The organism is Paenibacillus sp. MMS18-CY102 (genome assembly GCF_009789195.1).
In the GTDB taxonomy this organism is placed as follows: domain Bacteria; phylum Bacillota; class Bacilli; order Paenibacillales; family Paenibacillaceae; genus Paenibacillus_T.
On the sequence record NZ_WSTC01000016.1, the window covers coordinates 88,543 to 114,914 of the forward strand.

29 protein-coding genes and 1 pseudogene are annotated in these 26,372 nt (G+C 47.1%); 21 read left to right on the plus strand and 9 right to left on the minus strand.

Annotation, left to right across the window (positions count from 1 at the left end; translation table 11 throughout):
- The first annotated feature begins 12 nt into the window (after positions 1-12).
- The 8 genes and pseudogenes from GON22_RS13715 (at position 13) to GON22_RS13750 (ending at position 6,529) form a co-directional block, all read left to right on the plus strand.
- Positions 13-813, plus strand: coding sequence for an SDR family oxidoreductase (locus GON22_RS13715; RefSeq protein ID WP_160396664.1), 801 nt, complete (start codon positions 13-15; stop codon positions 811-813).
- A 91-nt stretch (positions 814-904) separates the two neighbouring features.
- Positions 905-1,363, plus strand: a pseudogene (locus tag GON22_RS13720) (formylglycine-generating enzyme family protein); the annotation flags it as partial.
- Between the two features lie 221 nt (positions 1,364-1,584).
- Positions 1,585-2,439: an ABC transporter ATP-binding protein gene (locus GON22_RS13725; protein WP_160396665.1), complete on the plus strand. Its 855-nt coding sequence runs from the start codon at positions 1,585-1,587 to the stop codon at positions 2,437-2,439.
- Positions 2,432-3,088: an ABC-2 transporter permease gene (locus tag GON22_RS13730; RefSeq protein ID WP_160396666.1), complete on the plus strand. Its 657-nt coding sequence runs from the start codon at positions 2,432-2,434 to the stop codon at positions 3,086-3,088. Before GON22_RS13725 ends, GON22_RS13730 begins: the two co-directional genes overlap by 8 nt.
- A complete protein-coding gene (locus tag GON22_RS13735) occupies positions 3,085-3,450 on the plus strand; it encodes a GntR family transcriptional regulator (RefSeq protein ID WP_160396667.1) in 366 nt (121 codons plus the stop codon). The genes GON22_RS13730 and GON22_RS13735 overlap by 4 nt, the downstream gene beginning before the upstream one ends.
- A 136-nt stretch (positions 3,451-3,586) precedes the next feature.
- On the plus strand, positions 3,587-4,726 hold the full coding sequence (locus GON22_RS13740) for a lamin tail domain-containing protein (protein ID WP_160396668.1): 1,140 nt from the start codon (positions 3,587-3,589) through the stop codon (positions 4,724-4,726).
- Positions 4,727-5,157: 431 nt separating this feature from the next.
- Positions 5,158-5,715 (plus strand): RNA polymerase sigma factor, encoded by a 558-nt coding sequence (locus tag GON22_RS13745; RefSeq protein WP_160396669.1) that lies wholly within the window; start codon positions 5,158-5,160, stop codon positions 5,713-5,715.
- Complete coding sequence (locus tag GON22_RS13750) at positions 5,693-6,529, plus strand: hypothetical protein (RefSeq protein WP_160396670.1); 837 nt, start codon at positions 5,693-5,695, stop codon at positions 6,527-6,529. The genes GON22_RS13745 and GON22_RS13750 overlap by 23 nt, the downstream gene beginning before the upstream one ends.
- Before the next feature lie 59 nt (positions 6,530-6,588).
- Here GON22_RS13750 and GON22_RS13755 read toward each other — a convergent pair whose 3' ends face one another.
- Genes GON22_RS13755 through GON22_RS13765 form a run of 3 tightly spaced genes read right to left on the minus strand, consistent with a single transcriptional unit; the run spans position 6,589 to position 8,427 of the window.
- Complete coding sequence (locus GON22_RS13755) at positions 6,589-7,323, minus strand: MBL fold metallo-hydrolase (protein ID WP_160396671.1); 735 nt, start codon at positions 7,321-7,323, stop codon at positions 6,589-6,591.
- Positions 7,324-7,339: 16 nt separating this feature from the next.
- Entirely contained in the window at positions 7,340-8,023 is a 684-nt protein-coding gene (locus tag GON22_RS13760; protein WP_160396672.1) for a class I SAM-dependent methyltransferase, read from the minus strand.
- Entirely contained in the window at positions 8,020-8,427 is a 408-nt protein-coding gene (locus tag GON22_RS13765; protein ID WP_160396673.1) for a hypothetical protein, read from the minus strand. The genes GON22_RS13760 and GON22_RS13765 overlap by 4 nt, the downstream gene beginning before the upstream one ends.
- Positions 8,428-8,547: 120 nt before the next feature.
- Between GON22_RS13765 and GON22_RS13770 the strand changes: the two genes are divergently transcribed.
- From GON22_RS13770 to GON22_RS13800, 7 genes are all read left to right on the plus strand, one after another.
- Positions 8,548-8,877 carry a winged helix-turn-helix transcriptional regulator gene (locus GON22_RS13770; protein WP_160396674.1) on the plus strand — a complete coding sequence of 110 codons (330 nt, stop codon included), beginning with the start codon at positions 8,548-8,550 and terminating at the stop codon, positions 8,875-8,877.
- A 321-nt stretch (positions 8,878-9,198) separates the two neighbouring features.
- Positions 9,199-10,047 (plus strand): hypothetical protein, encoded by an 849-nt coding sequence (locus GON22_RS13775; RefSeq protein WP_160396675.1) that lies wholly within the window; start codon positions 9,199-9,201, stop codon positions 10,045-10,047.
- 32 nt (positions 10,048-10,079) lie between these two features.
- A complete protein-coding gene (locus tag GON22_RS13780) occupies positions 10,080-11,015 on the plus strand; it encodes a VanZ family protein (RefSeq protein WP_160396676.1) in 936 nt (311 codons plus the stop codon).
- A 517-nt stretch (positions 11,016-11,532) separates the two neighbouring features.
- Positions 11,533-14,859, plus strand: a complete 3,327-nt coding sequence (locus GON22_RS13785) for a TerD family protein (RefSeq protein ID WP_160396677.1) — start codon at positions 11,533-11,535, stop codon at positions 14,857-14,859.
- A 28-nt stretch (positions 14,860-14,887) separates the two neighbouring features.
- Positions 14,888-15,433, plus strand: a complete 546-nt coding sequence (locus GON22_RS13790; protein ID WP_160396678.1) for a GNAT family N-acetyltransferase — start codon at positions 14,888-14,890, stop codon at positions 15,431-15,433.
- 237 nt (positions 15,434-15,670) lie between these two features.
- Positions 15,671-16,285 (plus strand): TetR/AcrR family transcriptional regulator, encoded by a 615-nt coding sequence (locus GON22_RS13795; RefSeq protein ID WP_160396679.1) that lies wholly within the window; start codon positions 15,671-15,673, stop codon positions 16,283-16,285.
- 45 nt (positions 16,286-16,330) lie between these two features.
- Positions 16,331-18,667: an MMPL family transporter gene (locus GON22_RS13800; RefSeq protein WP_160396680.1), complete on the plus strand. Its 2,337-nt coding sequence runs from the start codon at positions 16,331-16,333 to the stop codon at positions 18,665-18,667.
- A gap of 82 nt (positions 18,668-18,749) precedes the next feature.
- Here the strand turns inward: GON22_RS13800 and GON22_RS13805 are convergent, their stop codons facing one another.
- The 5 genes from GON22_RS13805 to GON22_RS13825 form a co-directional block, all read right to left on the minus strand.
- Positions 18,750-19,181, minus strand: coding sequence for a DUF6442 family protein (locus GON22_RS13805; protein WP_160396681.1), 432 nt, complete (start codon positions 19,179-19,181; stop codon positions 18,750-18,752).
- Positions 19,178-19,384: a helix-turn-helix transcriptional regulator gene (locus GON22_RS13810; RefSeq protein WP_160396682.1), complete on the minus strand. Its 207-nt coding sequence runs from the start codon at positions 19,382-19,384 to the stop codon at positions 19,178-19,180. The genes GON22_RS13805 and GON22_RS13810 overlap by 4 nt, the downstream gene beginning before the upstream one ends.
- A 227-nt stretch (positions 19,385-19,611) precedes the next feature.
- Positions 19,612-19,833 (minus strand): hypothetical protein, encoded by a 222-nt coding sequence (locus GON22_RS13815; RefSeq protein ID WP_237179154.1) that lies wholly within the window; start codon positions 19,831-19,833, stop codon positions 19,612-19,614.
- 72 nt (positions 19,834-19,905) lie between these two features.
- Positions 19,906-20,424, minus strand: a complete 519-nt coding sequence (locus GON22_RS13820; protein ID WP_160396683.1) for a dihydrofolate reductase family protein — start codon at positions 20,422-20,424, stop codon at positions 19,906-19,908.
- Positions 20,425-20,439: 15 nt separating this feature from the next.
- Positions 20,440-21,312 carry an alpha/beta fold hydrolase gene (locus GON22_RS13825; RefSeq protein WP_160396684.1) on the minus strand — a complete coding sequence of 291 codons (873 nt, stop codon included), beginning with the start codon at positions 21,310-21,312 and terminating at the stop codon, positions 20,440-20,442.
- Positions 21,313-21,450: 138 nt separating this feature from the next.
- Between GON22_RS13825 and GON22_RS13830 the strand changes: the two genes are divergently transcribed.
- From GON22_RS13830 to GON22_RS13840, 3 genes are read left to right on the plus strand one after another with little or no spacing between them, the layout of a single operon-like run.
- The gene (locus GON22_RS13830) at positions 21,451-21,762 is read left to right on the plus strand and encodes a winged helix-turn-helix transcriptional regulator (RefSeq protein WP_160396685.1); all 312 of its coding nucleotides are present in this window, start codon (positions 21,451-21,453) and stop codon (positions 21,760-21,762) included.
- Between the two features lie 29 nt (positions 21,763-21,791).
- Entirely contained in the window at positions 21,792-22,808 is a 1,017-nt protein-coding gene (locus tag GON22_RS13835; protein WP_160396686.1) for a hypothetical protein, read from the plus strand.
- Positions 22,809-22,839: 31 nt separating this feature from the next.
- On the plus strand, positions 22,840-24,120 hold the full coding sequence (locus GON22_RS13840) for a serine hydrolase domain-containing protein (protein ID WP_336604308.1): 1,281 nt from the start codon (positions 22,840-22,842) through the stop codon (positions 24,118-24,120).
- 22 nt (positions 24,121-24,142) lie between these two features.
- On the opposite strand, the gene GON22_RS13845 is transcribed toward GON22_RS13840, so the two are convergent.
- A complete protein-coding gene (locus tag GON22_RS13845) occupies positions 24,143-24,685 on the minus strand; it encodes a GNAT family N-acetyltransferase (RefSeq protein ID WP_160396687.1) in 543 nt (180 codons plus the stop codon).
- Between the two features lie 147 nt (positions 24,686-24,832).
- Here GON22_RS13845 and GON22_RS13850 point away from each other — a divergent pair, with 147 nt between their 5' ends.
- From GON22_RS13850 to GON22_RS13860, 3 genes are all read left to right on the plus strand, one after another.
- Positions 24,833-25,339 (plus strand): GrpB family protein, encoded by a 507-nt coding sequence (locus tag GON22_RS13850; protein ID WP_160396688.1) that lies wholly within the window; start codon positions 24,833-24,835, stop codon positions 25,337-25,339.
- Positions 25,340-25,406: 67 nt separating this feature from the next.
- Positions 25,407-25,970 (plus strand): GNAT family N-acetyltransferase, encoded by a 564-nt coding sequence (locus tag GON22_RS13855; protein WP_160396689.1) that lies wholly within the window; start codon positions 25,407-25,409, stop codon positions 25,968-25,970.
- Positions 25,957-26,334: a GNAT family N-acetyltransferase gene (locus GON22_RS13860; RefSeq protein WP_237179155.1), complete on the plus strand. Its 378-nt coding sequence runs from the start codon at positions 25,957-25,959 to the stop codon at positions 26,332-26,334. The genes GON22_RS13855 and GON22_RS13860 overlap by 14 nt, the downstream gene beginning before the upstream one ends.
- Positions 26,335-26,372 lie beyond the last annotated feature (38 nt).

The following is a 26,372-nucleotide window of genomic DNA, read 5'->3' on the forward strand; positions in this document are numbered from 1 at the left end:
GGTTAATCTACATTGGCTAAATTACGGGGGAAAATTGCGATCGTCACAGGCGCGAGCCGCGAGGGCGGCATTGGGGCTGCGGTTTGCCGGGCGTTGGCGAGCGAAGGCGCTAGCCTGTTCTTCACACACCTGTATGACTATGATAAAGAAATAAATCCAAACGATGCGGATGGAAACTGGCCTGATTTGTTCGCAGAAGAACTGCGGCAATTGGGCGTGCAAGCCGCACATATGAAACTGGACCTCACCGTGCCGGGCTCCGCGTCCAAATTGTTGGATGAAGCCCGGCAAGCGGTGGGGCTACCAACGGTCCTCGTCAATAATGCTACGTATAGCGTTGATGCGGATTTTCGGCAACTAAGTGAGTCTCTCATCGATGCGCATTGTGCTGTCAACATTAGGGGGACCTTTATGTTGTCCGCGGAGTTCGCTCGCATGCTCGAGGCCGAGAACAATGCCCATCCCTCTAGGGATGTATGCGGTGGGCGAATCATCAACCTCACTTCTGGACAAGGCAAGGGGCCTATGCCTGGCAATCTCGCCTATGCCGCGACAAAAGGCGCCATCTCTGTTTTTACCGAATCACTAGCCGCCGAGCTGGCACCGCTTCATATTACGGTCAACGCCGTCGATCCCGGTCCTACCGATTCCGGCTGGATGTCCGAAGAGGTGAAACATGCACTGCTGCCGCACTTCCCGATGGGCCGGATTGGCCTTCCAGAAGATGCTGCCCGCCTGATCGCTTTTCTGGCAAGCGACGATGCTAAGTGGATTACCGGTGAAATCATTCATTCGAGGGGTGGTTTCGAATAGGGGGAGGCGAGCATGATCATCCAAACGTACGGAAGTGGCGGGGAGCGTTTTCTAAAAGAATTAATGGGTTTAATGGTACCGGTAGAGGGCGGAAGCGGTCTCCTTTTGTAACGCGCTATCTAGAATGGTTGGGAAGACCGAATGTTATGCCATCGCCAATGAAAGTGAAAACACGGTCTATAACAAAGAAGCGAATGGCTTTCGATTGCTAACAGACGCTGAATGGCAGTATGCGTGCAAAGCGGGAACGGCTGGATATCGGTATGCAGCAATTGGCCAAGTCGCATGGTATCAAGACAACGCCAATGGAACCGTCCATGAGGTTGGGCAGCTGCTGCCTAACCCATGGGGGCTTTTCGATATGATCGGGAACGTCTGGGAATGGTGCTGGGATCTCTATGATAGGCAGCGGTATGGAGACTATAGAGTGTTCCGGGGAGGCAGCTGGGCGGAGGTCGAGAACAGCTGCGGCTCTACGGCTAGAAGGAAAAGCATGCCGGACTTTAAGATCGATGATCTTGGTTTTCGAATAGCAAGGAGCGCTGTATGACAACGGTCCCAGATTCGCAGTCTTGAGCGCAGCATTGACCGCTCCCGCACGAATGGCTTTATTGTTAGGACATCTACACAGCCGCAGAAAGCGCACCTAACCGTGTGCTTCCTGCGGCTTTTTCTCATGCATCTGGCTGGATAAATGGCTATTGAATTCGCAGAGTGTTCCGTGATACATTGTGAATATCCAATATACACAATTTGTTGGGGAGGTGCGATATGCTGGCATTAGACATTCGAAATTTAAATAAAAAATACCCAAATTTTCAGGTTAAGGACGTATCGTTTCAATTGGAGCAGGGTTATATTATGGGCTTCATCGGTGCCAACGGCGCTGGAAAAACGACGACGATCAAATCGATCCTGAACATGATTCAAATCGATAGCGGCGAGATATGCGTTTTTGGCAAGAACATTGCCGAGCACGAAATCGAATTGAAGCAGGAGATCGGATGCGCATTCGGCGATATCAATTTCTATACGCGTAGCAAGGTGAAGACGCTGACCGATATCATGAAGAGGTTCTATAAGAATTGGAACGATAACACCTACTACAGCTATCTCAAAAGATTCAAGTTGGATGAAAACAAAAAAATCGCCGAGTTGTCTACCGGAATGAAGGTCAAGTACAGCTTGGCTCTCGCGTTGTCCCATGGCGCGAAGCTTCTCATCCTAGATGAACCGACAAGCGGGCTCGATCCGGTCTCAAGAGATGATCTGTTAGATATCTTTCAAGAGCTCATCGTTGGCGGCGAGATCAGCATTTTGTTCTCTACTCACATTACATCCGATTTGGAAAAATGCGCAGATTTTATAACCTTTATCGACAACGGGCAAATTATCGCAAGCGCCGAGAAGAACGATTTTATGGCGTCCTATCGTTTAGTCAGCGGCAGCGAGAACCAGCTGGTTGAAGTGAAGGAGCAGCTGATTTCTTATAAAATCAATTCTTTTGGCTTTACCGGATTGATTCATGCGGCAGACATCCCCCCATCCTCCAACCTAAAGGCAACCATGCCGAGCCTTGAGGAGATCATGATTTATTTCGCAAAAAAGGAGGATATGCATGTATAATTTGGTGATGAAAGATTTGAAATTAGGCGTAAACCCGTGGTTCTTCACCTTGCCCGTATTTACGGGTGCTTTAATGCTAATCCCTGCTTGGATCTATTTGCTCGTTCCGCTTTATTTTTGTTTCATAACGGTGCCGAACACGCTTGGCGGATTTAAAAGCCAGAATGATTTGATGTTCAGCATGATGATGCCGGTGACCAAGAAGGACATCGTGAAGGCCAGAATAACCGTTATTGTTATTTTGGAGCTCATGCATCTTGCCATTGCAATGATCTTTAGCCTATTCACATTTCGTTTATACCCGCATATGAATTACTATTTCTTCGCGCCACACTTAGGTTTCTGGGGATTATGCTTTATCTTGCTCGCGATCTTCAATATCGTGCTTCTAACCATGTATTACAAGACGGCATACAAGTATGGTGCCGCAACGACCGCAGCGACTATGGCCGCTATCTTATTCGCCGGATCTGCTCAATGGGCTGGCATTCAGAGCCCGTGGGTGAACGGGATTTTCTATGGCTCCGGGGCAAATAATACAGCGCTGCAGCTATCTATTCTGATCGCGGGCATCGTCATTTTTATAGCATTGACCTTAATAGCTTATCGGATTGCGGCAAGGAGATTCTTAAAAGTGGAGCTACTATGAACATAACGATTTCGAATGCATCTGAGAAACCGATTTATCAACAGCTTTACGAACAAATCAGCGCCCAAATTTTAAAAGGCGAGCTAGCAAGCGGCTTTTGTTTGCCTCCTATTCGGCAAGCTGCTCTGGAGCTGCGCGTTAGCGTCATTACCGTAAAGAAAGCTTGGGAAGAGCTCGAACGAAGCGGGTTAATCCATACCGTAACGGGAAAAGGGTGCTTTGTAGCCGAATTCACATCAGATGAGAAGTTGCGAATGCGTAACGAACTGATCCTGAAGCAAATGGCAAGCGACACCTTATACTACAAATCCTTTGGCGTTACCTTGGATGAAGTGATTGAGCTGCTGAAGAAGGTTTATTGACAGCACCATAGCAAAGAGCCGTCACGATTCTCGCCCATTTGTGGGTAACAACCGGATAGAATTCAAGCCTTTACATTCCGAACATAGCCTGATATGTTTTCCATAGTTTCTATGAACTAGGAAGGGATGAAGGGGTTTGCACAATCGGGGGGCAGGAATCAAAGGATTTATTTTAGGCGTTATAAGCACATTGCTTCTAACAAGCGCTACTGTGGCATATGCCGCCAATAGTGCCAAAATCGAGGTTTACTTCGAGAACTTGCGTTATATGTTTGATGGAGTAGAGAAGAAACCAACGGGAACGAAAGGTTTTATTTATGAAGGAACCACCTACGTGCCGCTTCGTTTCGTGAGTGAAGCATTAGGAAAAGAAATAACGTGGGACAATGAGGCGAAGGAAATTTGGGTTGGCCAGAAGCCGCCACAAGCAGTGAAGTTAACCGCCCTTCCAGCCATTGGACAAGATGAAGCAGCGGGCGCACTGGCTATTAATAATTGGAGCACAGGCGGGCACAATACAGCAGCAGAAAAAATCTTCACGATTAACGGCAAAACCTACAGCGATGGAATCGGCTTATACTTGCACGATTTGCCCTATCCGCCTTATATCCGTACTGGGGGGAATGCTGTTTATAACCTTTCCGGCAAGTATACACGGCTAACGGGCCTAATCGGGGCAGGCAAGAGCTCTGTAAGTGGTGCAGCGGAAGGAACCTTAACCATTATAGGCGATGGAAAGGAACTGCTCTCGATTACGGGCATTTCTGCAAGCGTTAGCCCTAAGAAAGTCGATGTAGACCTGACGGGGGTTCAGGAATTAAAAATCAATTTTATATCTGATCGCGAAGGCGTCATTAATATGATATTAGCTGATCCCAAGCTAGTTGCTGCAGATCCTGCTACAGTTAAGGCGCCTCCTGCTAAGGCGCCTCCTGCTAAGGCGCCTTCGGATGTTTATATCGTTACCCGCAACCGCAAGGCAGAATATGTTGCTATCAGGAACAACAGCTTAAAAAATACGATAGATTTAAAGGGCTGGTCGGTTGTCAGCAGTGACGGCAAAGAAACGTATACCTTTAAGAATAGCTTCACGCTAGGTCCAGACTGCTATGTGTTTTTGACTAGCGGCAATGAAGGGGCAAAGGGCATTACAACCGATTTTGAAGCGTATTCCCGTACCTTGATTTGGTCTGCGAAAGAACTTTGGAAAGATCAATCCGAGGACAATGCTCAGCTATATGATGCATCCGGAACGTTAGTAAGCGAGTACAAGTAGCGAAGTTTGGCTGGAATGGTTCCTATGTCCAATCGTATATGCGCTCGACATATGGGGTGATCCCTGGAGCCTCGCCTTTTGCAAAATTTTGACGATGTTACATCTTAATTAATTGCGGCGCAATATCTGCTTACTTGCGCCCAAAGGGGCACTCTAAGGAGTGCCCTTCGGCGTCGAGAAAGTCTCGGCCGAATAGGGCAGATTTTTCTACCCTAATCGCGCAACATGGCGCTAGCCGGTCGAATAGGGGAGGCTTTTCTACCCTATCAAAGTAAAAAAGGCTGTCGAAACTGTCACGGCAGCTAAGGGCACTCTATTGAGTGCCCTTGTTTTATTTGGAAAAATTTCCGCATGGCGCTTTTCATGTCACATGCAGCCAAGTTCGTTAGTTACATAGGTGTAATGAACATTGGGAAGGGAGGAATTGCGGCATGAATATCGAGGAAATCATTAGGCAGGTCAAACAAGGGGATTGCAACGCCTTCGAACCGGTCATTCACGCGTATCAGCAGAAGCTGTTTGCTTACTGCTTCTATTTGCTAGGAAATCGGCAGGAAGCGGAGGATGCGGTACAGGAAGCATTGATTAAAGCCTATCAGAACCTGCATCTGTATCAAATCAACCAATCCTTCCTGGCTTGGCTTTACAAAATCGCGGGCAATCATTGCCTCACGCTATTAAACCGCAGAAAAAAATGGAACGCGTTGCTTCCGAAATTTTGGCGCCAAACGCACGAACCAAGTGCAGAGGAGGCGGTATCGAAGCAGGTGGAACATAATTTCGATGACTTACTAAGAGGCTTAACTGCTGAGGAGAGGCAAATTATTATTTTGCACACCATTGCAGGATATACGCTCGATGAGATAGCCGTAAATTTTGAACTAAAGGCGGGCACGGTCCGTAAACGGTTCGAACGCATTCGCAAGAAGCTCAGGTCAACATCCACTGATTGGGAGGGCAGCAATTATGAGCAAACCATCCGGGTTTAAACGATTTGGGGAACAATTGAACAGCAAGGCATTGCCGGAGATTGACGTTAGCGGCGCAGTCATGGAACGAATTCGGGCTTTGTCCAATGAGCGCGAAGCGCCGGGCAAAACACAGCGTTACATGAAGCGCCGGCCCAAGGTGTTGGTTATGGCAATTGCCGTATTTGTCGTGTTTGTAACAACTGCCGCTGCTGCCGTTCTCCCATTGAGTTGGAATGGTGAAAGGATCACGATTGAAGATGACGGAGGCATGAATGCAAAAATTGATGCCCTCAAGGAGCGTATTTTTGGGAGAGAGCCATCCTCCAAAGAAACTGCTGAAGATTTATTGAATAACCATAAGAATGCCAAGGAAGTCATGGGCCTGGCTGAGGCGGCAAAGCAGTTTCCTTTTACAATCCTAAGGCCATCCCCTCTCGATACGCAGCCAACCCGCTCAAACGGAGCTCTGATGAATTCGATGCTGCAAGAAAATGGACAGGAAACTCGCATTATCGGCTATATTCCCGTTTTCTACGATATCTATGACTTGGCTGACAACCGCTGGGCTGTCGTGACCCAGCAATTAGACCAAATGGCTACTGGCCTTATCGCGGGTAAAGTGGACAGCGGTTCTGCGACCTATGTTGGCGATTGGGAGCAAGTAGAGATTAACGATCAAATCATGGCAATGTACAAAGAGTATTCAAGGGAAAACTTGCTATTGATAAAATATAAAACGGAGCAATCTCAGGTCATCGAACTAAAGGTTACAGGAACGGGCGAGAAGGATGAATTAATCAAGCTGGCAAAGGCTTATACAGGCTTAGAGTAAATCTGGCCAACGACCGCAACGAAGGGCCGTCCGTGAAGGATTGGCCCTATAACTTGTTGTTACAAACTAGCACGAACATCCCGTCTGCAGAAATTTCTTATTCGCTCCGAAGCTTGCGAGAGCAGTGGCTTGCCGTGCCCGAAACAAGCGATCGCGAATTCAAGTTTGCCGATCTTCTCGAGGCTTGCCTTGGCAGTATCCAGATCCTCGTTAGCCACGCACCACCCTAGGTGCCCCATATTCATCATCGCATCTCCGGCGAAGAGTATGCCGCCATCCCGGTTCCAAAGAAAAGCCATCTGGCCCAAGCAATGGCCAGGAACATGAATGGCTTGCATCCCGCCTGCGAATTCAAGCTGATCGCCATCATAGAGTTCGAAGTCGGGAACGGTTTTCTTAATGGCAGAATTAACGAATAAGTTAATCATAAATAAGAGGCGGTTAACGAGTCCGGGCGCAGGCTTCATTCGCCGTGGGTTCAGCTCACCGCGAAGCAAGGCCGCGTCGTTATGCCCAATATAGACTTTCGCGCCCGTGATCTCCTTTAATTCGGCGGCGCTGCCTGCATGGTCGGAGTGGCTATGCGTGAGAAGAATCGCATGGATATCCGTTAGCCGGCAGCCGATCTCCTCGACGCATCGTTTGATTTTGGGTGCGTGGCCCGCAAGGCCAGTATCGATTAGAACGAGCCGTTGTCCATCCTTGACCAGGTGGGCGTTCACGGGCCCTAGCTTGAGCAGATAGAGATCGGGTGCAATCTCCATAACGCCTGATCGGGATTTGATTATCGGCATGGCTGCACCATCCTTGTTAAGATTGGCCTTGTTGCGGTTTCTGTACGATGTATTGTAGCGCCATTCCATCCATCAATCTTCGGGACGCTCTCCAGGCAGGTGGAACGAAGGCGAATAGGGAATTCAAATCCTCCTCTGAGAATCGGCGCCCCGTCATCGACCATGCATGAAGCGATTTGCGTTCAAAGCCGCGGTACTTGTGTTTGTCAGCATAACGGCAGGCGTTACCGGGTGTAAGTTCCGGGGAAGGGAGGAATAATCCGAGCCTGCCGCTAGGACCAAGCATGCGGATCATCTCTGATACAGCATGCCCAGGGGAAGATAAGACGGGGAGAAGCATCGTACCTGTGACGACATCGAACGATTCGTCGGGGAAGGGCAGTGCAAGAGCATCCCCTTGCACGAAGGAGGCGGATTCGAATGCTCCCGCGAGACGATTAATTTCCGCCCTGCGCAGCATTTTTTCAGAAGTATCCAGCCCTATAGAGGCTTTCGTCTGCCTGCTCGACCATAAGGTTAGCCAGCCGGCACCACATCCGATATCGAGCAACGTTTCCGTCCGCTGCAGCTTTAGGTCCTCCAAGAACGATTCCAATGCATGGCGGTACCATGCGGTCTGCGGGAGCCGGTCGAATAGTCCGATTCGGTCAGTAAAAGTGAATAAACGCAGGGCACGCCAAGTATCCAGGAATGAACTCATCTCTGCGCGTACTCCGGCCGCACCCGTGGGTGCGTGGCAAGAAGCATCACGATGAACAGGATCGGCAGATAGGCCGCGGTCGTAACTTGGGATAGCGTTACAACACCGGTTGCCACGTAATAAATCGTAGCGATCCAGTCGATCAGCTGTACGCCGATCATCGCTTGCACCCAACTGCGATTGCCAAGTGGATTACGGAATACGAGAATCATGCCGAATCCAAACAACAGAAATCTAGCTCCGCTCATCGCCATCGGCCAACCCGCCCAATCCGGGAGGTTTTCTAATCCAACCGAAGCGTGGAATGCTTGTGGAGCGAATAAATACCCCATACCCAACACAATTTGTACAATCCCGATGAAAAGCGCCGTTCCTTTTAACGCGTTTACCCTTCTTTTGCTCATGTTTGCTCGCTCCTTAATAATGGGATTTTTTTGTTGACACCATCATAAGCCGAATAGTACCTTTTGTGTAGTAATTACCTTTTAGTAACTATTCGGGTATAAGGGAGGAGCGGCGATAATATGGCGAAAATAGATGCTAACCCTTGCACGGAGGAGTGCCCCGTTAAGCGGGCGATGGACATACTGGACGGAAAGTGGACGATTCTTATTATCCGCGACCTATTGTCCGGAACGAAAAGATTTGGCGAGCTGCGTTATTCGCTAGGAGAAGTCAGCCCGAAAGTGCTCACCCAAAGGCTAAGGGAGCTAGAGGAGAAAGGGTTGATCCGGAAGACGGTTTATCCGGTGTTGCCGCCGAAGGTGGAGTACGAGCTGACGGAGGAAGGGCAGTCGCTGCGCGGCGTGATCGATTCACTTGCCGTTTGGGGGAGCCTGATAGCAGCCAAGTGACATTCGGGTTTGTTTAAAAAACCTAATTGTGTTCATCTATGCTTAATGGTAGTCTGGACAATAGAGATGCAAACAAAGGAGCATTAACCTTATCATGTGGATTACTCTGTAAAGATTAACGAGTTGAATAGGATGCCTGTAATAGTGGCGACACTATTTTATTAGGCATGCTTTTCATTAATCTTACAGGGTATGCTGGGTCAGGTGTATCATAAACCCATGCTGCGGATACCCGATGGTATCCGCTTTTGTTCGTGGAAAACCGCATCTCTATTGATTCCTGCCTGTTTATCCTCTACTAGCGAATGGAGGAACTTTACTATGAGATCGAAGTTAGTCTTGATTGAGGGGTTGCCAGGCTCAGGGAAAACAACAACTGCGCAACTCGTGCATGACATCCTTGGGGAAATGAATATTACATCCCAGTTATTTCTGGAAGGAAATCTGGAGCATCCTGCTGATTATGATGGGGTCGCTTTTTTTAACCAAGATGAATGCGATGAATTATGGAGTGCCCATCCGAAGTTTAACGATTACTTGCGCAATCGCATGATTAAACAAGGCGGCGGTTACTTCTTGGAATATCGGAAAATACAGGATGCAGACGGGCCAAGTTTTCCAGATGAGTTGATTCCCGCAATTCTCAAACATGATATTTATGAATTGCCGCTAGACCAGAAAAGGAAGCTAATAACGGAACGGTGGAAGAAGTTCGCGGATCTTGCGCGGAATGGCGCCGATGCCTTTATTTTTGAATGTTGTTTTATACAAAACCCTGTAACCGTGGGGATGATTAAGCATGATGCGAAGAAGAAAGACGTTATTAGTTACGTTGCTGAACTGGCAACAATCGTGGAGCGGCTGAATCCACTATTGATTTATGTAGAACAGAACGATGTAGAGCATTCTTTCCGAAAAGCTGTGAAGGAAAGGCCCAAGGAATGGTCAGAAGGATTTGTTGACTATTATACGAGCCAAGGGTATGGAAAAAGACAAAACTACACTGGGTTAGAAGGAACGCTGCAGGTTCTGAGAGCAAGAAGAGAATTGGAAGAGGAAATATTCGGATGCTTAAACATAGCCAAAGTAAAAGTTAATAACTCTGCTTATACTAGAAGCGATTATAAGCAGGTTTTAGGGAACATTTTGTCCGGCTATTGGGAAGAGTGACTGTAAGGCTGGCACACATTAAAGGAGAAGCAATGACGAAACAATGGCGTAACATTATTTTGGCCACTACGATATGCTATACCATCTTTATTCTTTATTTTATGTTTCTTGCTTTCGGCAGGGCGGGCACCGTGGATCGGGATACGGGTTACACCTTTATGTTGCTGCCGACCGATTTTTTTAGATTGCCAAGCCTGTCAGACCTTCTTCATCCCACTGTGATGGATCTTGTAGGCTTTGGAAATATTGCAGCCTTCATCCCGTTTGGCTTATTGATTCCTTTGTTATACAGGGTCCGTTTTGTTCGATTCATGATGGTATTCATCCTGTCCATTCTTGCGATTGAAACGATTCAGGCCCTAACGTTGCTCGGCAGCTTCGATATGAACGATGTCATTCAAAATGCAGTAGGCGCAGCAGTCGGATTCGGATCTTACAAATTTGAGCTTCGTGCAAAAAGTATCCGGGGGAGCTTGGCTGCTGCGGGCATTTCCATTGCAGTCCTTATGATTGGGATTTGGGGGAGCTTCGGAATAGTTAACAAAGCGTTCACCCAAGAACTCGGTCCCTTCGTGGCGCTAAATGAGCTGAAAGATAGCGTCGGACATGCATCAACGGGAGCTAAGCCAGACCGTTTTGAAATTGGTGGCCAAGAGATTGAGCCTCAATACAACGTATATAGCGCCGAAGGCAAAAAGATCGAAACGTATACTTATGCCCTAGGAAATAAGGAGCTTTATCTCTACTTGAATTATGGAATTCCTGATCAAGGGGATTTTCAAGGAAGCATAACCGTTACAGTCGATGGACAGGAGATCCTATCTGCGTCAGCAGCGGATCAACGCCATGAGACGGATATGATGAGCGCTTATTTCGAACGGGCAAATGAGCTTACCGTAACGATTGCAGGAAATGAAAAGCTATGGGATATTGGTTTTAGGGAGATGAGGTATCCTTGGAACCGGTAAAATGGGCAGCGTTTATTGCGGATCAGAGAGGCAAGGTGGATTTACTGTGAAGAGGACTATAGTACATGTAGGTTTGTTCCTTCTATATGCAAGCATATATTCGGTTCTTAAGTCGCTCGAATGGTTGCCAGGACCTGCTAGAAACAATGGCTGGACGATGTTTATTTTAATTGGCGTAATAATGGCTTTATTATATTGGTCTTGGCATAAACATAAACACAATTAATGGCTCCTTGTCTCAGTTGGAGGAAGCCAGATGCAACCGGACTACATTAATTTAAGTTTTAGCATATCTATTGCCAGTTCCCAGAGAAAATTAAAACCAGTTATAATGGCAAATTAATGCCCTAACTAGAAGAGGATAGCCAGATGCGGCTATCCTCTTCATTTATTTCTCCTTCTACATCCACTTAACATCGTCAATTCAACTCTATAACCCAAATACAATTAACAACAATTCCAGAAGTATATATAATATAACTATACAAAATATTACACGTAACGGAGGCATAGCATTATGCTAAACGTGGTTACTTTATCCAAGGGGGCGAATGCGCCCTTATCTTCAGGTGGAGCCATTACCGTGGAGCTGCAATGGGCGACGGCTTCCGTGTTGGATGTCAGTTGTTTCATGGTGAATGCGGAGGGGAAGGTTCCATCCGATGCTTATATGATTTTTTATAACCAAGTAACCGACCCAGAGCAGAGCGTCCGCCTCCAGGCTAGCGACACGAATAGAACGGTATTTACGATGAATCTGGATGCGATCTCCCCGTTAGTACATAAGTGCTTTCTAACGGCCACGCTGGATGGCGATGAAACGTTTCATTCGGTGAAGGGCTTATCTGTTACGGCGAAAAGCCCGACTGGAGAAGTGAAATATCAAATCGATGATGCCATGGACGAGAAGGCGCTCGTGTTTGTGGAAATCTATCGCCATCAAGGGAGTTTCAAAATTAGGGCGATCGGGAGAGGCTTTAACGGAGGGCTGAAGCCGTTAGCTGAGTCGTTCGGCGTTCAGGTGGAAGAGGAGGAGCAGCCTTTCGTTTCTTCGGAGCCGCTTAAGCCTGTTGAGCCACCGGCATCCTTGCTTCCCGCCAGCAACCCTCATGCGATCTCAGTGGATACATTGATTACGGCATTCAAACGGGCAGGGCTGGAGGCTGAAAATCCCGCCGAGCTGAAACCAAGCGAGTTTGGCGATACAAGAAAGGACGGCAAGAGAATTTACGTTCCTAGCTTGGGTGAGGATAACGGGGGCAGGGTATTTGAATTCGGCACAGTGGAGGATCTGCAGTTTGCCAAGCATCATTATGACCATTTAGGCAAAATGGGATTCTTCTCCCATACATACGCCAGGGGGTTATTGCTGCTTCAGATGAATGGTGCAATGGGCCACGGCGAGTTCGCGAAATATAAAGCGGTGATGAATGGCCTTATCGAAGGCGATCATGCCAATGTTGAGGAGCAGTATCATAACGAGGAGCAAGCGGCAGCTATTGAACAGATGGTGCAAGATAAAATTGTGAATCTGGCATCCTCATTGGAATCCGAAACAGCGCGAGTGACGGAAGAGAGTATTGAAGAGCCTCGCCGGGGGCGTTCAACCGAGCAAAATAACTTCTGCATCAACTGTGGCTCCTCATTAGTGCCAAACTCCAAGTTTTGCTCAAATTGCGGAACTCCTGTGGCAGTTCCCGAGGGAGCTGCCACTACCGATCAGGCGGAGATTTCTGCGGAAATTCCCACGAAAGCTCCTGCAGAAGCGCCTGCGAAACCGGATGCCGAAGCTGAGGGCAACAGCTCGATGGCCTCGGCTACGTTTCAATTGCTGGGCCGCACGCTGTCCTTCTCCGAGGACATGGTGGAATACAATAAGCTGAGAAGGATGTTCTCGACTTACGCGAGCAAAAGCAGAACGGACTTTGTTGCGTACTACCATACTTATGTGAAGTCGTTTGATGATTTGTTTGATAAAGCTTTCCCTACTTTCATTGAGTCGGTCATTGCATCGTTAAAATTCGGAGTTTCTGTACTGATGAAATATGATGTGGACGATGTTGATTTTGACCGATTGGCAAGCTTCGCGGCGGAGAACCTCGACATGCAGGCGTACATCGCTCCTTTCGTGGAAGCCGCCGAAAAAATCGAAGAGTATGCAGAAAACTTAAGCAGCTACCGCGAGCTCTCAAGAGCCGGGCGAAGCAGATGGCAAGGTGGAGGATTCGGCCTCGCTGGGGCCATTAAAGGTGCGTTAACCGCCGGCATGTTAAATATGGGAACAGGAATGGTTAGAGGAATAGGCGATTCCCTAACGAATGCAGGAGATAGAGCGAAGATCGCCAGCATGAAAAAAGAGATATTCACCGACCATCGCACGCTGGCTTTATTAACTGAAGGCGTTCATGAATGCTGCTTCGGCGTGTTCTTTAGCGTCTGGCAAATTCTCGAGGACGAGGGCCGAATCCCTGTGATCGAGTTCGATACGGAGAGGCTGAATGCTAGAGCCAACAATCTGGTCGAGCATTATGCAAACGACAAGTCGCTTTACAACAAAGCAGTGGATGCGTTGTGTGAATGCATTCGTCATTATCCGTACTCGGTTTCTTATTATACGAACCTGTATGCCATCGCCAGAGGCTCCCGGCAGGAGGCGTTAAAGGCGGCTAAGTATTTCGGGCTGGAATCCGAATATCGGGAAGGGATTGTCGATCTGGACCGTTCCCGTTTAGCCAACATAAAAGCTATGCCGGATGACACGTTAGAACAGATCGCTGTAAAGAGGCAGAAGCTCGATGGGCTGCGTAAAGACAATCCGGATCTGGATGTGAACGCGTTGCAATCCTCTCTGGGAGAGAAGAAGAACCTTCTCACGCAGCAAATCAAGCAACAAGCATCGGTGGCAGCGGGCCTTGAGCAGGTGGACGCTATTCGCAAACCGATTGATGAAGCGATTAGGAACCGGAATTTGGAGCTGGTATGGGCTGAAATCGGCAATGGGAACGTTTATGCGGAATACGCACTGGAGAAGCATTACAAAGACACAGTGTGTTATAACAGCATTGAGAATTACAACGTTTCGGAGATGGAGAGCCTGCTGAGCGATGTCCAGAAGCGGGCTAATAGCGGGCATATCTATGCCCAATACTTGATAGCTGACATGGAATATGCCATGTACGGGCGGGACCGCCGCAACTCTTCCAAGGAAAAAGCGGCGGCAAGCGTCGTGATCGAGATGGCGGCCAAAGGAAATATATCTGCAATCGCCATGCAAGGCTTCTGGGGGAGCCAAGGCTACAACAATGCCACGCCGACCAAGAGCAGCGCAATCGCTTTGCTTGAGAAAGCCGCAAGCCGCCAACAGCCTACGGCTTTGGCTTGGCTCGGCTCATTTTATAGATCGGGTGATCATGGGCTGTCCATAGATAAAGAGAAAGCGGAAATGATGCTGAAGCTAGCGGCGGCGTACGGCCAGCCGTATGGGATCAAAGAGCTTGAGAAGTTCAATAGCGGGTCCACGAGCTCAACTTGTTTTATTACGACTGCAGTGTGCAGCTCCTTGGGGCGCGCAGATGATGGATACGAGCTGACTGCATTTCGCGCATTCCGGGATAACTGGCTCTCCAAACAGGCGGATGGCGAGCGCTTAATTCAGGAGTACTACAGCGTTGCGCCGGTTATTGTGGACCGTATCCGTGCGGAGGCAAATGGGGAATCGATTTACCATCGGATATGGGATGAATATTTGGACGAATGCTTGCAGGCTATTGAAGATGGCAACAATGAGCGGTGCAAAGAAATTTATTGCGGGATGGTCCATGATTTGAAGGTTCGATATCTTTAGGAAAGCCGGACCAAAGCAGGAGGATAGCATGAACGTTAATGTTGAACTTTTAACGGAAGCCGATTTTGGAACAATCGTAGGGTGGGTTAATCAATGCGATGAAGACTTCCTGATTCAATGGGCGGGACCGACGTATACTTTCCCCCTAACAGTAGAACAGATGCAATGCCATTATCATAAGGGGATAAATTCGCTGGATGCGGATGTATTTCTATATAAAATTATTTCAACGGATAACAATAATGAGATGATTGGTTCCTTGCAATTATGCCGGTTTGATCCCAATAAACATGAGGCTGTGATTGGCCGTTTTCTAATAGGTGAAGCTAATGATAGAGGGAGCGGATTAGGTACAATTGCATTAAAAAAGGCAGTTAAAATCGGATTTAAGCAGTTTGGCTTGAGGAGCATACGATTAAATGTGTTTGATATCAACCATGCCGCTATTCGATGTTATGAACGGGTAGGCTTTGAAAAGGGCAAAATAACAGAGAATGTGCACACTTCCAGCAAGGGCGTGCAGTGGAATAATATTGAGATGATTATAAATAACGAAGCATGGCATGTGGAATAAGCGGTTGAATGTCTAGTTCAAAGACATGCTTTATTTAAAAAAAGGGGCATCCCTAAAGCCGCGGTGGCTAAGGGACACCCCTGTTTTTTGTGTTGCAGCGGTGTACGCCGCACTGAATTCACAAATACGTAACACGTTGCCTATTGTGCATCATTGCCCAATGGGCAATGATATAGGTATGAATTAGGAAACAACCCCCATCTTAACAGAGTGAGGTGTGCGCATAGGCGTGAACCGATGAACAAAAGAAGCTTACGCGATATCAAGAAAGATGCAACGGGCAATGCGATAGCTGACGCTGCTTACGAATTGGTGCTGGAACGGGGTTTTGACGGTTTCGTTGTGGAGGATATTGTGCAGCGGGCTGGATTTTCCAGAAGAACGTTCGCCAATCATTTCTCCTGCAAGGAGGAAGCGGTGGTGATGGCCGTGCTATCGTTCAAAGGGAAGGAAGAAGCTGTGGATCTGTTAGCAGGCATGCCTGCTGATACGCCCCCGCTTGATATTCTTTACCATTTGATGAAAATGCGGCTTACAACGGAGTTGCTCTGGAAAATGAATAAGCTCGTGCCGCTTTCGGAGCAGAATCCGTCGCTACGGCCCTATATGTTGAGCGTCATTCGCCGCTTGCAAGTCGAGTGCCAGGAGCTTGTAGCCAACCGATCCTTGGGGCGTTACCCTGTGGAATACACGCATATTTTATCTGGCGCTGTTTTCGGGGCAATTATGCCTATCCTCGATGGCAGTTTGCACGTGCGATTCCCAGATCAAACGGATTCGGAATTGCCGGGCGCTATGACGTTCGAGCAATATTTGGACACCACGTTCGACTGCTTGAGAAAAGGCTTTTAGTTATTACAAATACATCGCATAGTGCAAAGGAGAATTAGTACCCTTATGTCATCTTTCCTGTACAAATTGGGCAAATCCGCCTACGACAAGCCTTGGCATTTTGTCATCAGCTGGATCGCGATCTTAGGCATTGTTCTTGCCTTGATCGGCGTGAACGGCATACACGGCAGTTCGGAAATGAAAATCGCAGGCACTGAATCGCAGAAGGTGTTGGACCAATTGGCGAAAGAGCTGCCCGCGGCTTCAGGCGGACAAGCGAGCATCGTGTTCACAGCACCAGATGGAGAACGTCTGGACACGCCGGAGCGGCTAACTGCGATCAGCAAAGCCGTGAATGATGTGTACACACTCGACTATGTCATTAATCCAGCCAAGTTAGCAGCAGAAGCGGGTGTAACCGCAACGGAAGGCTCGACTGGACAGGCGACACAGCAAGCAGCGCCGGCTGAGTTGCCTCCCTATGGCCCTCTAATGGTGAATGGCGCACCCGTACCAGGCGTTATGCTTGCTTCCAATGGCAGTGTAGCCCTGTTCCAATTCCAATTCACCGTGCAACAAATGTCATTGCCGAAGTCGGTTCCTGACGCCGTCATCCATGCCGCCATGGCGGTTCAGGATAATGGAACAGGCATTACAGCATTGCCGAGCGACTCGCTCACAACGAAAACATCGATGGGTTCGACCGAAGGTATCGGGCTACTCGTCGCTGCTGTGGTGCTCTTGATGACACTCGGATCCGTTGTTGCTGCGGGGCTGCCGCTATTGACCTCCATTCTTGGGGTAGCTGTCAGTGTAGGAGGCGCGTTCGCGTTCTCGAAATTCATCCCCATGACGGATGTCACGCCTGCCTTGGCACTTATGGTCGGCCTTGCAGTCGGTATCGATTATTCCTTATTTATCGTAAACCGCCAACGCCGCATGATGCTTGACCAAAATTTAAGCGCACGGGAAGCGGCAAGCAGAGCGGTTGGCACGGCTGGCGGCGCCGTATTCTTCGCCGGCCTTACGGTCATCATTGCGCTGTGCGGCATGCTCGTGATCGGCATTGAGTTCCTATCGACAATGGCGCTCGTTGCCGCGGCAAGTGTTCTGGTCAATGTACTGATTGCCCTAACCTTGCTGCCAGCGTTGCTCGGCTTCGTGGGTGAACGGATTGTTTCGGCCAAAGCACGCGCCAAAAACAGTGCCCAAACGAGCAATAAGGCTCGTAAGGGAGTTGCTGAGCGTTGGGTTACGGGTGTGTTGAAGAAACGTTGGCTTGTGATCGTCGGCATCATTATCGTACTGGGCGTGGCGGCACTTCCCGCTACTAAGATGGAGATGGGCATTCCATCCGGCGCGTCGGCGAATTTAGATACGATGGCAAGACAAAGCTATGACGCTATCTCTAAAGGGTTCGGAGAGGGCTTCAATGGTCCCTTGCTGTTAGTAGCGGAGTCCAAAGATCCAGCTGCCCCCGTCACGCCTGACATGTTGAACAATCTCGTTCAGGATATCCAAAAGCATCAGGATGTATCATTAGTGACGCCTGTGGGCGTTAACAAAACGGGCAATATGGCGATTATTAGCCTTATCCCGAAATCCGGGCCGACAGATGCGGCGACCAAGAACTTGGTTGAGGATCTCCGGGCGTCCGACTCCGGCATCGCGCAAACGAATGGCGTCACCATCGGCGTTACCGGATTTACCGCCATTAATATCGACATGTCGTCCAAGCTTGCAGAGGCATTCCCGGTCTACGTAGGGGTCATTGTCGTCCTCTCGGTCATCATTCTACTGCTCGTATTCCGCTCTATTATCGTCCCGATTAAAGCGACTGTTGGGTTCCTTCTCAGTGTGCTTGCAACCTTCGGCATCACCACCGCGGTGTTCCAATGGGGATGGGTCCATTCCTTATTTGGCTTCGATACGGGTGGTCCGCTGCTAAGCTTCATGCCGATTATGGTTACAGGCATCTTGTACGGGCTAGCGATGGATTATCAAGTATTCCTCGTGAGCTCCATGCGCGAATCTTATGTCCACGGACATCGTGGAACCAAGAGCGTCATTAACGGTTATGATCAAGCAAGCCGCGTCGTTGTAGCTGCTGCCGTTATTATGGTCTCCGTCTTTGCTGGCTTTATTTTTGCTCCGGATATTATGATCAAACAGATCGGGTTCGCGCTGGCAGCAGGCATTCTGATCGATGCCTTCATCGTCCGTATGGCGCTGGTGCCCGCTGTTATGGCCGTCTTCGGCGATCGTGCGTGGTGGCTGCCAAAATGGATTGACCGTATCCTCCCTAACCTTGATGTCGAAGGCGATAAGCTAATCGCTGAGTTGAAATCTAAGGAAGACGGGCAGAACAAGAATGTCAGATCGAAAGCCCGTGCAGTGCATTAAATGGCTAACGGCGTTTACCCCTAGATCAAGGGAGTAAACGCCGTTTTTTTTGGAGCGCTAAATGGGCTTCACGCAAGTTATGCTACATCTCTTTATAGTACTTGTATCGATAGTAGGTGCCATATCCAACAATAAACATATAGGCACAAACCAATAACAAAAGCATTGTTAAATCAATACCCATCAAGGCCAATGCTGTAATTAAGGCTCCAAACACGAAAACCATCATGTCATAGGCTTTCGCTTTTGCCTGATTGGCGATTGCCTGATTACGTTCATCTTTCAGCTCAATTGCTAGCTGCTTTGCAGCGGCGGAATTATGCTTCATCGCGTATCGATTCATGATTTCTCCCATGCCGTGGCCGAACATAGCAGAGCCAAGCCCAACACAGATATAAGGCAACGCCCGCAGAACACCTTGCGGATCTTCAATTGTTTTGATGAAGTACAGGCCGGCTGCTAGCATTGCTACAGCTGCAACGGTGATCAAATAAGACGCCGACGGTTTGTTCATGCATGCTCATCCTCCTCGTAAATAAAAATCTCTTCGATACTCATGCCGAAAAAACGGGCAATCTTAAAGGCTAAAAGGATCGACGGGTTATAACGTCCATTTTCTAGTGAACCGATAGTTTGCCGTGACACTTCAAGAGCCGCTGCTAATTCTTCCTGCTTAATCCCGCGTTGCTTGCGGATTTCTTCTAAACGGTTGTTCAATGCATTTGTCCCCCTCATGGAAAGCTAACTTTCCATGAGGTGAGCATAACGTGCAAGGTGATTAATGTCAAGTTTACTTTCCATTTTACAAATCAAAAAGACCATCCGGTTAAGAATGGTCCTGAAGTTTGTTGTTATAGGTAGTATCAGCCTGCCTCAGCTGCCCCCTCGCATCATGCCGATTAGCCCGCTAAGGTCCTCTTCTGCCGAAAACTCGCGAATAATCGTTAGCGGCAGCCCATCAGCCATACGCCAGACGAAGTTGTACAGGACATGCGGCGAAATGTCTGCATAAATTGTTCCTTCGTAATCGAAACGGTCCGTCCGCTCTGGTCTGTCCGAATATTAACGAAGTCGGGCGCATAAATCGAATCCAGCCGGCCTACGTCCAATACAATTCCTGCCTGAAAATAACGTTCCATCGCTTCGATTAACGCGTTGTCCTCCATGCGCAATCAAGTTCAATTCGGTTACTGATTACGATCATTTTAAGGGGCTTATATAAGCAGAATTTAAACGGTCTAGCCCACCGTTCGATCAATCGCATAGCGCAGTTGAACAACACCGCCGCCGAGTGGCTTGCAGTCCAGCAGCTGCACTTGTTTAACCTGATAATGCTCAGTGTCGATCAAGAGATTTAACCCCTTGCCTTCCATTACGGGAGTAACATTGAATATCACTTCGTCTACAAGATTTTGGTCCAGGAATGAATTGTGAATATCCGCGCCGCCGCTAATAAGAGCGCTTTGATAGCCTTTTTCTTTCAGGTAGCCTAGAGCTTCCTCAGGTGATCCTACAACCTTCACACCCTGGATTGCTGCGGCGCTCCGTGAAACGACGACGATATCGATATGGGCAAAAGGACCGGGTCCCCCATTGCCGCGCATGCCTTCAAACGTTTTGCGCCCAACAATGAAATTGCCTGCGGCTTGGGCTTGTGCGAAGAAATCGTCCAACGCTTCTTGCTTTGGCGGGTTTTCGGGACTGGATTGCGAATAATTGCCGTTGGCAGTTAAGGTTGCCCACAAAATGGTTTTCATAAATCAAACGCCTCCTCAAGTTCGGTTCGATAATGTTCGGATAGCCGACGCTACACGGTCTGGACGGTCCTCTTGCACATAATGCGAGGCATCCTCCAGAATCTCGGTTTCATTCAGCGGCAAAGCTCTCTGCCATTTCTCCATCTGTGCAAGCGGGAAGCCAGCGCTATCTTGTGTCCCCCACAAAATTTGTGCAGGCAAGCCGGATAAACTCGGCAGCTTCGATTCAATGTTAGCGAGCCATGCTCGCGCTTTACGGATAGACCTTGGGAACACCCAGGTCGGTATTCTGGACTTTGGTGTCGGGAACGGATTGGTGTAAGCCTTTCGCAATCGATCCGTGATGTTCTCGGCGTGGTGAATCCCATGCGGCACGATGGCTTTGGCGAAAAAATTCCGTTGTGTCTGAAGCCAGTAGCCGAACGGCCAGCCTCCCATGACGATTGAGAACAATTTCATTGGCAGTAGGGTTGCAGGCCAAGCCCATGTATTCATGACGACGATGCCGCGCAAGTTTTCCCGATGCTGGACTGCGTAATTTAGCCCGATCGGGCCTCCCCAATCCTGAACCACCATGATTAAGTCCTTCAAATTAAGCCGGCGGATTAGATCCTGTATCGCCTCCGAATGCTCCTGTGGCGTAAATCGGTAGCCGCTAGGTGCCTTTGACATGCCGAATCCGGGGTAATCGGGAGCAATAAGGCGGTAATCCCCACGCAGCTCTTTCATAACATTTCGGTATAGATACGACCATGTAGGGTTTCCGTGCAGGAGAAGCACCGTCGGCCCTTGCCCTTCATCCACGTAATGGATGTAGCCGTCGCGATACGGCAGCCAGTGATCGGTGAATGGATACTCCTCCGGGTCGACTTCAAACGGCCTATTCAACGCAACTCCCCCTTTCTAATGCTCCGGAGTAATTTTTTTCCTCTTTCTGATTCAAATCTTAATCGGCCTGTGGTACATTTGGAAAGTAGTTACATTAAAGTGCACTAGTTTCAAAAAATGAACGATGGAGTGGATATGATGATGGATCGATCCTGCCCCGGAACTGTTGAACCAATCATGGAAATATTGGATGGCAAATGGATGTTGCTTCTCTTGTTCGAACTGTTTAATGGGAACCGGCGTTTTGGCGAGCTGCGCCGCAAACTGCACCCGATAAGCCCGAAAACGTTGACCGACCGTTTGCGGCTGTTAGAGGAAAAGGGAATTGTTACGCGTACGATTTACCCCGGCGTGCCGCTGCATGTCGAATATGACCTGACCGAGAGCGGGAAAGGGCTGCAGCCTATTTTTGAAGCAATGTGGACATGGACCCAGAATTACGGCGGATAACAAAGTAATGTGATTGGATGTGATACGTTTTGCTGAATTCAAAATTGATTTGTACAGAAGGCATTCCAGGCTCCGGGAAGTCATCGACAGCCCAGTATTTATCGCGCATGTTGGACCAGCTAGGCTATCCTAACAAATGGTGGTATGAAGAAGTGGTGGGCCACCCTGCTTATGTGTTTAGGGATGCCGTTTCAGCAATTGGGATTGTGAATGATTTAAGAAATGGCAACTATCGTGATGTCATTGCCAAAGCGCTCAAACGTTGGGAGCAGTTCGCAGCATATGTGGATTGTTCTGATGAAATTATACTAATTGATGGTTGTTTATTTGGTTACTTAACTTGGAGTTTATTCCCGAATAATGTCCCTGAAGCGGAAATAGCAACCTATTTAAAAGCAGTTGAGGCGATTATCAAGAGGTTAAATCCGTGCCTTATTTACTTATATCAGGACGATGTGGATGCTGCATTAAGGAAGATTGTCAGCAGAAGGGGCGGCGAGGCCGAGAAGTTTATGATTGCGAGAGCTTCTGAGTCGCTTTACGGAAAGTCCCACCATTTAATTGGGTTTGAAGGGGTCATTACATACTGGAAGCAATATCGCAAAGTGATGGACAATCTGTACGGCCAATTACAAATTGCTAAGCTAAAAATTGAGAATCAGAATGGCGACTGGCCGACGTATTATAGCCAAATGAAAAAGTTTATCGGAATAGAATCAGCAAGTGAAATAGCGTTAACCACATTGGACTTGCAACTCTATGAGGGAAGCTACTCTTATACAGATGAGAATCACCATGAATGCAACTGTACGGTTCAATTGGAGTCGGGCCAACTCGTTGTAGATGGCTTGCCACAAGTATGGACCAAAACCGAATTGTTGCCGAATCCAGAAGGCACTTTTGATGTTGCATCATTGCCGTTCAAAGTTCAATTCTTGATGAACCCTGTTGATAATAAAATGCAACTACATTTGTCCGGCCCTGTGTTATTAGATGGAAAAGCAGATTGTGTAGCGACGAAAATGGGCTGCGGGGCTATGAATTAATACAAAGTAATACAATGCGAGGTGAGATCTGGTGCAGGAAGCAATGCGATTAAAATTGAGGGCATATATTAATGAATATCTAGAATTGTGGGACTTTTACGGCGTTATTCAAATTATCGAAAAAGGCGAAGTGCTTTTTCAAAACGCATACGGCTATGCAAGTATCGAGTTTGGGATTAAAAATAATATAAAATCGCGCTTCTCAATCGCTTCGATGTCAAAACAGTTTACTGCCTTTGCAATTATGATTTTATGGGAAAAGAAAATGCTGGACATTGATAAGTCTGCACAACTGTATCTCCCCGCTGATATGAAGATTGACGAGTCGATCACTGTACATCATTTATTATCGCATACCTCTGGTTTATATAATTTCTATGATTTTGAAAATGATTTTTTCGCTGGATACAATAGAATGGATTATTCACGAAACGATTTTTTTCAGCGTTACATTGTTAAAAAGCCTGCAAAGCCGCCGGGTACAGCATATGATTACAATAATTCTAACTATAATTTGCTGGCATGGATTATTGAAAATATTTCAGGAGAAAAGTATGAAGACTATATCCGAAACAACATATTTTTTCCTTTAAACATGATGAATAGTGACGTTGATGATGGGTGTAAACCTATTAAGAACAAGTCATGTAATTATGTAAAAGATTTCGATACATACATTAAGTCTTCGTACTATAACGAGAAATTTAACATTGGTGCAGGTGCCATCACCTCAACCTGCGATGACTTGTACAAATGGCATACCTGTTTACGTGATCGTAAAATTCTTTCACAAAGAACGTACGATAGGTTTTTCAAGGAGAATAAAAATAATTATTGTTATGGGTTGGAGTATCATTATGTTTACGGTACAGTCAGATATTCTCATGGTGGAGACCATCTGGGGATAAGCACTTATATGCAGAATTATTTTGATGAAGACAGTTGTATTATCATTCTTTCGAATAATGAAGCTATCAACCAGTACAAACTGGGCAATGCAATTTCAGATATACTGCATGATGTTGAGGTGGCGGTCCCAACGAAACAACGAGAGTTTCCCATCAACGAAAGCGAGCTTAAAGAGTATTACTGTGGAACCTACTTAAAGGATAAAATTAAAGTTGAACTTATTAATAGAAAATTATACTTTACGAGATTCCGTGGAAATCTACATATTGAAATCTATCCAGTAAATAAAGGGCAATTTGTTCGCAGGCATTATGACCAGAACCATCCATACAGTATTATTGAGAATGAGCACGGAGAAATGACATTTTTCGGGTACGCAAAGGATAACTCCGCTAAAACATGACGTTACATTTCCATATGCGATTTTAAAGCTTTTTAATCAAACTGACTCGAATGACATCATCCCAAATTGGACCGCGCCGAACCGGCTGATATCCGATTTTTTCGTTGAGCTCGATGACATGAGTATTTATTTCTTCGGTATGCGTATAGATTAAATCGACATTATGGGATTGGGCGACTTCTTCTAGCTTAAGTTTAAGCTTGGTTGCTAGTCCTAATCTGCGGTAGTTCGAGTGAACCCATAATTGAAATATTTCAATAAACCGGCCATCCTTCTGAAACAGATTTCGGTCTAATTCATTGAAACCTGTGTTCCAATCATACGCAAAATCCCTATTGGCTATCGAGTACATGATCATTGCAATCGGTTGGTTAGCAGTAGAATCTTCGATAATAAACGCGCCTTTATTCGGATCAGTGAGGAAGAGCCCTATCTTCGCGCTATGTTTCTCTCTTTCATGTTTGGTCATTTCAACTTCATTCGAAACCGTGTACCCATCGTTTTTTAAGTCAATTTGAACTAAAAACGCATGATCAGATCGATCGGCATTTCGTAAGTTTAGCATCCTGCCACCTCGTTAATCTTGTTATAATGATGAATAAATTACAAATATATACACATGCATTGTATCATTGTATGAGATTAGATGTGAACAACGCAAGAATAGCTGCACGACTAACGATTTTTTATAACATAGGTTAGGAGCATTTCCATGCGATCCAGTATAGAAGTTGTAGAATATGATCCCCGTTGGGTTCAGTTGTTTGAAGCGTTACGGGATTCTGTGCTTCCTGTTCTAGCAAACCTTGCAGTCACGATAGAGCATATCGGAAGTACATCTGTTCCAGGGTTAGCAGCCAAGCCAATTATTGATATGGATGTAGCAGTGCCTACTCTGGCGGATGTTCAAATAGCCATCGAAAGGCTCGCTACCCTTGGTTATGTTCATGAAGGCGACTTAGGGGCAAAAGGGCGGGAGGCGTTTATTCCTCCGGATAGTGTCCCTTGGCATCATCTTTACGTGTGTACGTTAGATAACGAAGAATACATGCGCCATCTCCTGTTTCGGGATTATTTGCGATGTCATCCAGAAGATGCGAGGATGTATGGTAACTTGAAATTGAAACTTGCACAACAATATCACAATGACCGTAAAGCATATACGGATGAGAAGGGCAATTTTGTAAAAGAGGTACTGAAGCGTGCGGGGCGAACGTGAGCCTTCAACAGAACAAGAAGATGAGGGATATGCTATAGCTACATAAAGAAAACGAGGAGAACGCAGGGTGGAAACGAACCGTTGCAGCATTAAGACAACGAATAGGGACGACTATTACGATATTATCAAATTATATGATGATGCTAAAGTATGGGATTTTCTAGGCGGGAAAAGAAGCAGAGAACAAACCGAAAGCAGAATTACAGAGTGGATAAATCCCCAAGAAAATTGCCATTACTGGACGGTCAGAGAAACAGTTTCAGGCGCATTCTTAGGATGTGTTTTTTTAACGCCACATCATGATGGAGAAGATATTCAAATTTCGTATATGTTTTTATCCAGTATTTGGGGTAAAGGATTTGCATTCGAAGCGGTAAGCCAAGTATTGTGCCATTCCTTTGAAGATAAAGTGTACGATAAACTCATTGCCGAAGCACAATCCGCAAACGCTTCTTCATGTGCCTTATTAAAGAAACTTGGATTTTATGAAGAAAAGAGAGTTATTCGCTTTAATGCTGAGCAAGTCATTTATGTTCTGAACAAGGAGGGAGCCAATCATACGGTTTCGAAAAGCGATTCAATCGGACATACCGCAGTTAATTGCATTTCGCCGAATATTGTTAGGCCATGAGGGCGACAGCAGTATGGATGAAACATTCAGAAGCTATTTTGAATCCTCATTATTAGACAAATCACTCGTGGTATGGGTTACTGAGGGCGATGGGGCAGTTGTATCATCCGTATGCTTTTGCATATGCCGGCTTGCGCCGCATTTCGACAATCCTTCAGGTTTGGTTGCATACATGGCTAATGTGTTCACCATCCCAAGTTACCGTCGCCAAGGCATAGGATCCAAACTTATTAGTGAAGCAATGGGCGATTTGAAGGCACAAGGCATTAGAAAAATCCTGCTGCACTCATCTGATATGGCTAGACCGATGTATGAAAGCCTTGGTTTTGTTGAAGGAAAGAGTTATATGACGATGAGAATATGATCAAGAACGATCGCCTTCTAATCAACAAAGCCACTCCA

What these genes read in the sequence shown, in the direction of transcription:
- GON22_RS13725 (WP_160396665.1), top strand. Translation starts at nt 1,585, where the DNA reads ATGCTGGCATTAGACATTCGAAATTTAAATAAAAAATACCCAAATTTT.
- GON22_RS13730 (WP_160396666.1), top strand. Translation starts at nt 2,432, where the DNA reads ATGTATAATTTGGTGATGAAAGATTTGAAATTAGGCGTAAACCCGTGG.
- GON22_RS13735 (WP_160396667.1), top strand. Translation starts at nt 3,085, where the DNA reads ATGAACATAACGATTTCGAATGCATCTGAGAAACCGATTTATCAACAG.
- GON22_RS13745 (WP_160396669.1), top strand. Translation starts at nt 5,158, where the DNA reads ATGAATATCGAGGAAATCATTAGGCAGGTCAAACAAGGGGATTGCAAC.
- GON22_RS13750 (WP_160396670.1), top strand. Translation starts at nt 5,693, where the DNA reads ATGAGCAAACCATCCGGGTTTAAACGATTTGGGGAACAATTGAACAGC.
- GON22_RS13755 (WP_160396671.1), bottom strand. Translation starts at nt 7,323, where the DNA reads ATGCCGATAATCAAATCCCGATCAGGCGTTATGGAGATTGCACCCGAT.
- GON22_RS13760 (WP_160396672.1), bottom strand. Translation starts at nt 8,023, where the DNA reads ATGAGTTCATTCCTGGATACTTGGCGTGCCCTGCGTTTATTCACTTTT.
- GON22_RS13765 (WP_160396673.1), bottom strand. Translation starts at nt 8,427, where the DNA reads ATGAGCAAAAGAAGGGTAAACGCGTTAAAAGGAACGGCGCTTTTCATC.
- GON22_RS13770 (WP_160396674.1), top strand. Translation starts at nt 8,548, where the DNA reads ATGGCGAAAATAGATGCTAACCCTTGCACGGAGGAGTGCCCCGTTAAG.
- GON22_RS13775 (WP_160396675.1), top strand. Translation starts at nt 9,199, where the DNA reads ATGAGATCGAAGTTAGTCTTGATTGAGGGGTTGCCAGGCTCAGGGAAA.
- GON22_RS13780 (WP_160396676.1), top strand. Translation starts at nt 10,080, where the DNA reads ATGACGAAACAATGGCGTAACATTATTTTGGCCACTACGATATGCTAT.
- GON22_RS13785 (WP_160396677.1), top strand. Translation starts at nt 11,533, where the DNA reads ATGCTAAACGTGGTTACTTTATCCAAGGGGGCGAATGCGCCCTTATCT.
- GON22_RS13790 (WP_160396678.1), top strand. Translation starts at nt 14,888, where the DNA reads ATGAACGTTAATGTTGAACTTTTAACGGAAGCCGATTTTGGAACAATC.
- GON22_RS13795 (WP_160396679.1), top strand. Translation starts at nt 15,671, where the DNA reads ATGAACAAAAGAAGCTTACGCGATATCAAGAAAGATGCAACGGGCAAT.
- GON22_RS13800 (WP_160396680.1), top strand. Translation starts at nt 16,331, where the DNA reads ATGTCATCTTTCCTGTACAAATTGGGCAAATCCGCCTACGACAAGCCT.
- GON22_RS13805 (WP_160396681.1), bottom strand. Translation starts at nt 19,181, where the DNA reads ATGAACAAACCGTCGGCGTCTTATTTGATCACCGTTGCAGCTGTAGCA.
- GON22_RS13815 (WP_237179154.1), bottom strand. Translation starts at nt 19,833, where the DNA reads ATGGAGGACAACGCGTTAATCGAAGCGATGGAACGTTATTTTCAGGCA.
- GON22_RS13820 (WP_160396683.1), bottom strand. Translation starts at nt 20,424, where the DNA reads ATGAAAACCATTTTGTGGGCAACCTTAACTGCCAACGGCAATTATTCG.
- GON22_RS13830 (WP_160396685.1), top strand. Translation starts at nt 21,451, where the DNA reads ATGATGGATCGATCCTGCCCCGGAACTGTTGAACCAATCATGGAAATA.
- GON22_RS13845 (WP_160396687.1), bottom strand. Translation starts at nt 24,685, where the DNA reads ATGCTAAACTTACGAAATGCCGATCGATCTGATCATGCGTTTTTAGTT.
- GON22_RS13850 (WP_160396688.1), top strand. Translation starts at nt 24,833, where the DNA reads ATGCGATCCAGTATAGAAGTTGTAGAATATGATCCCCGTTGGGTTCAG.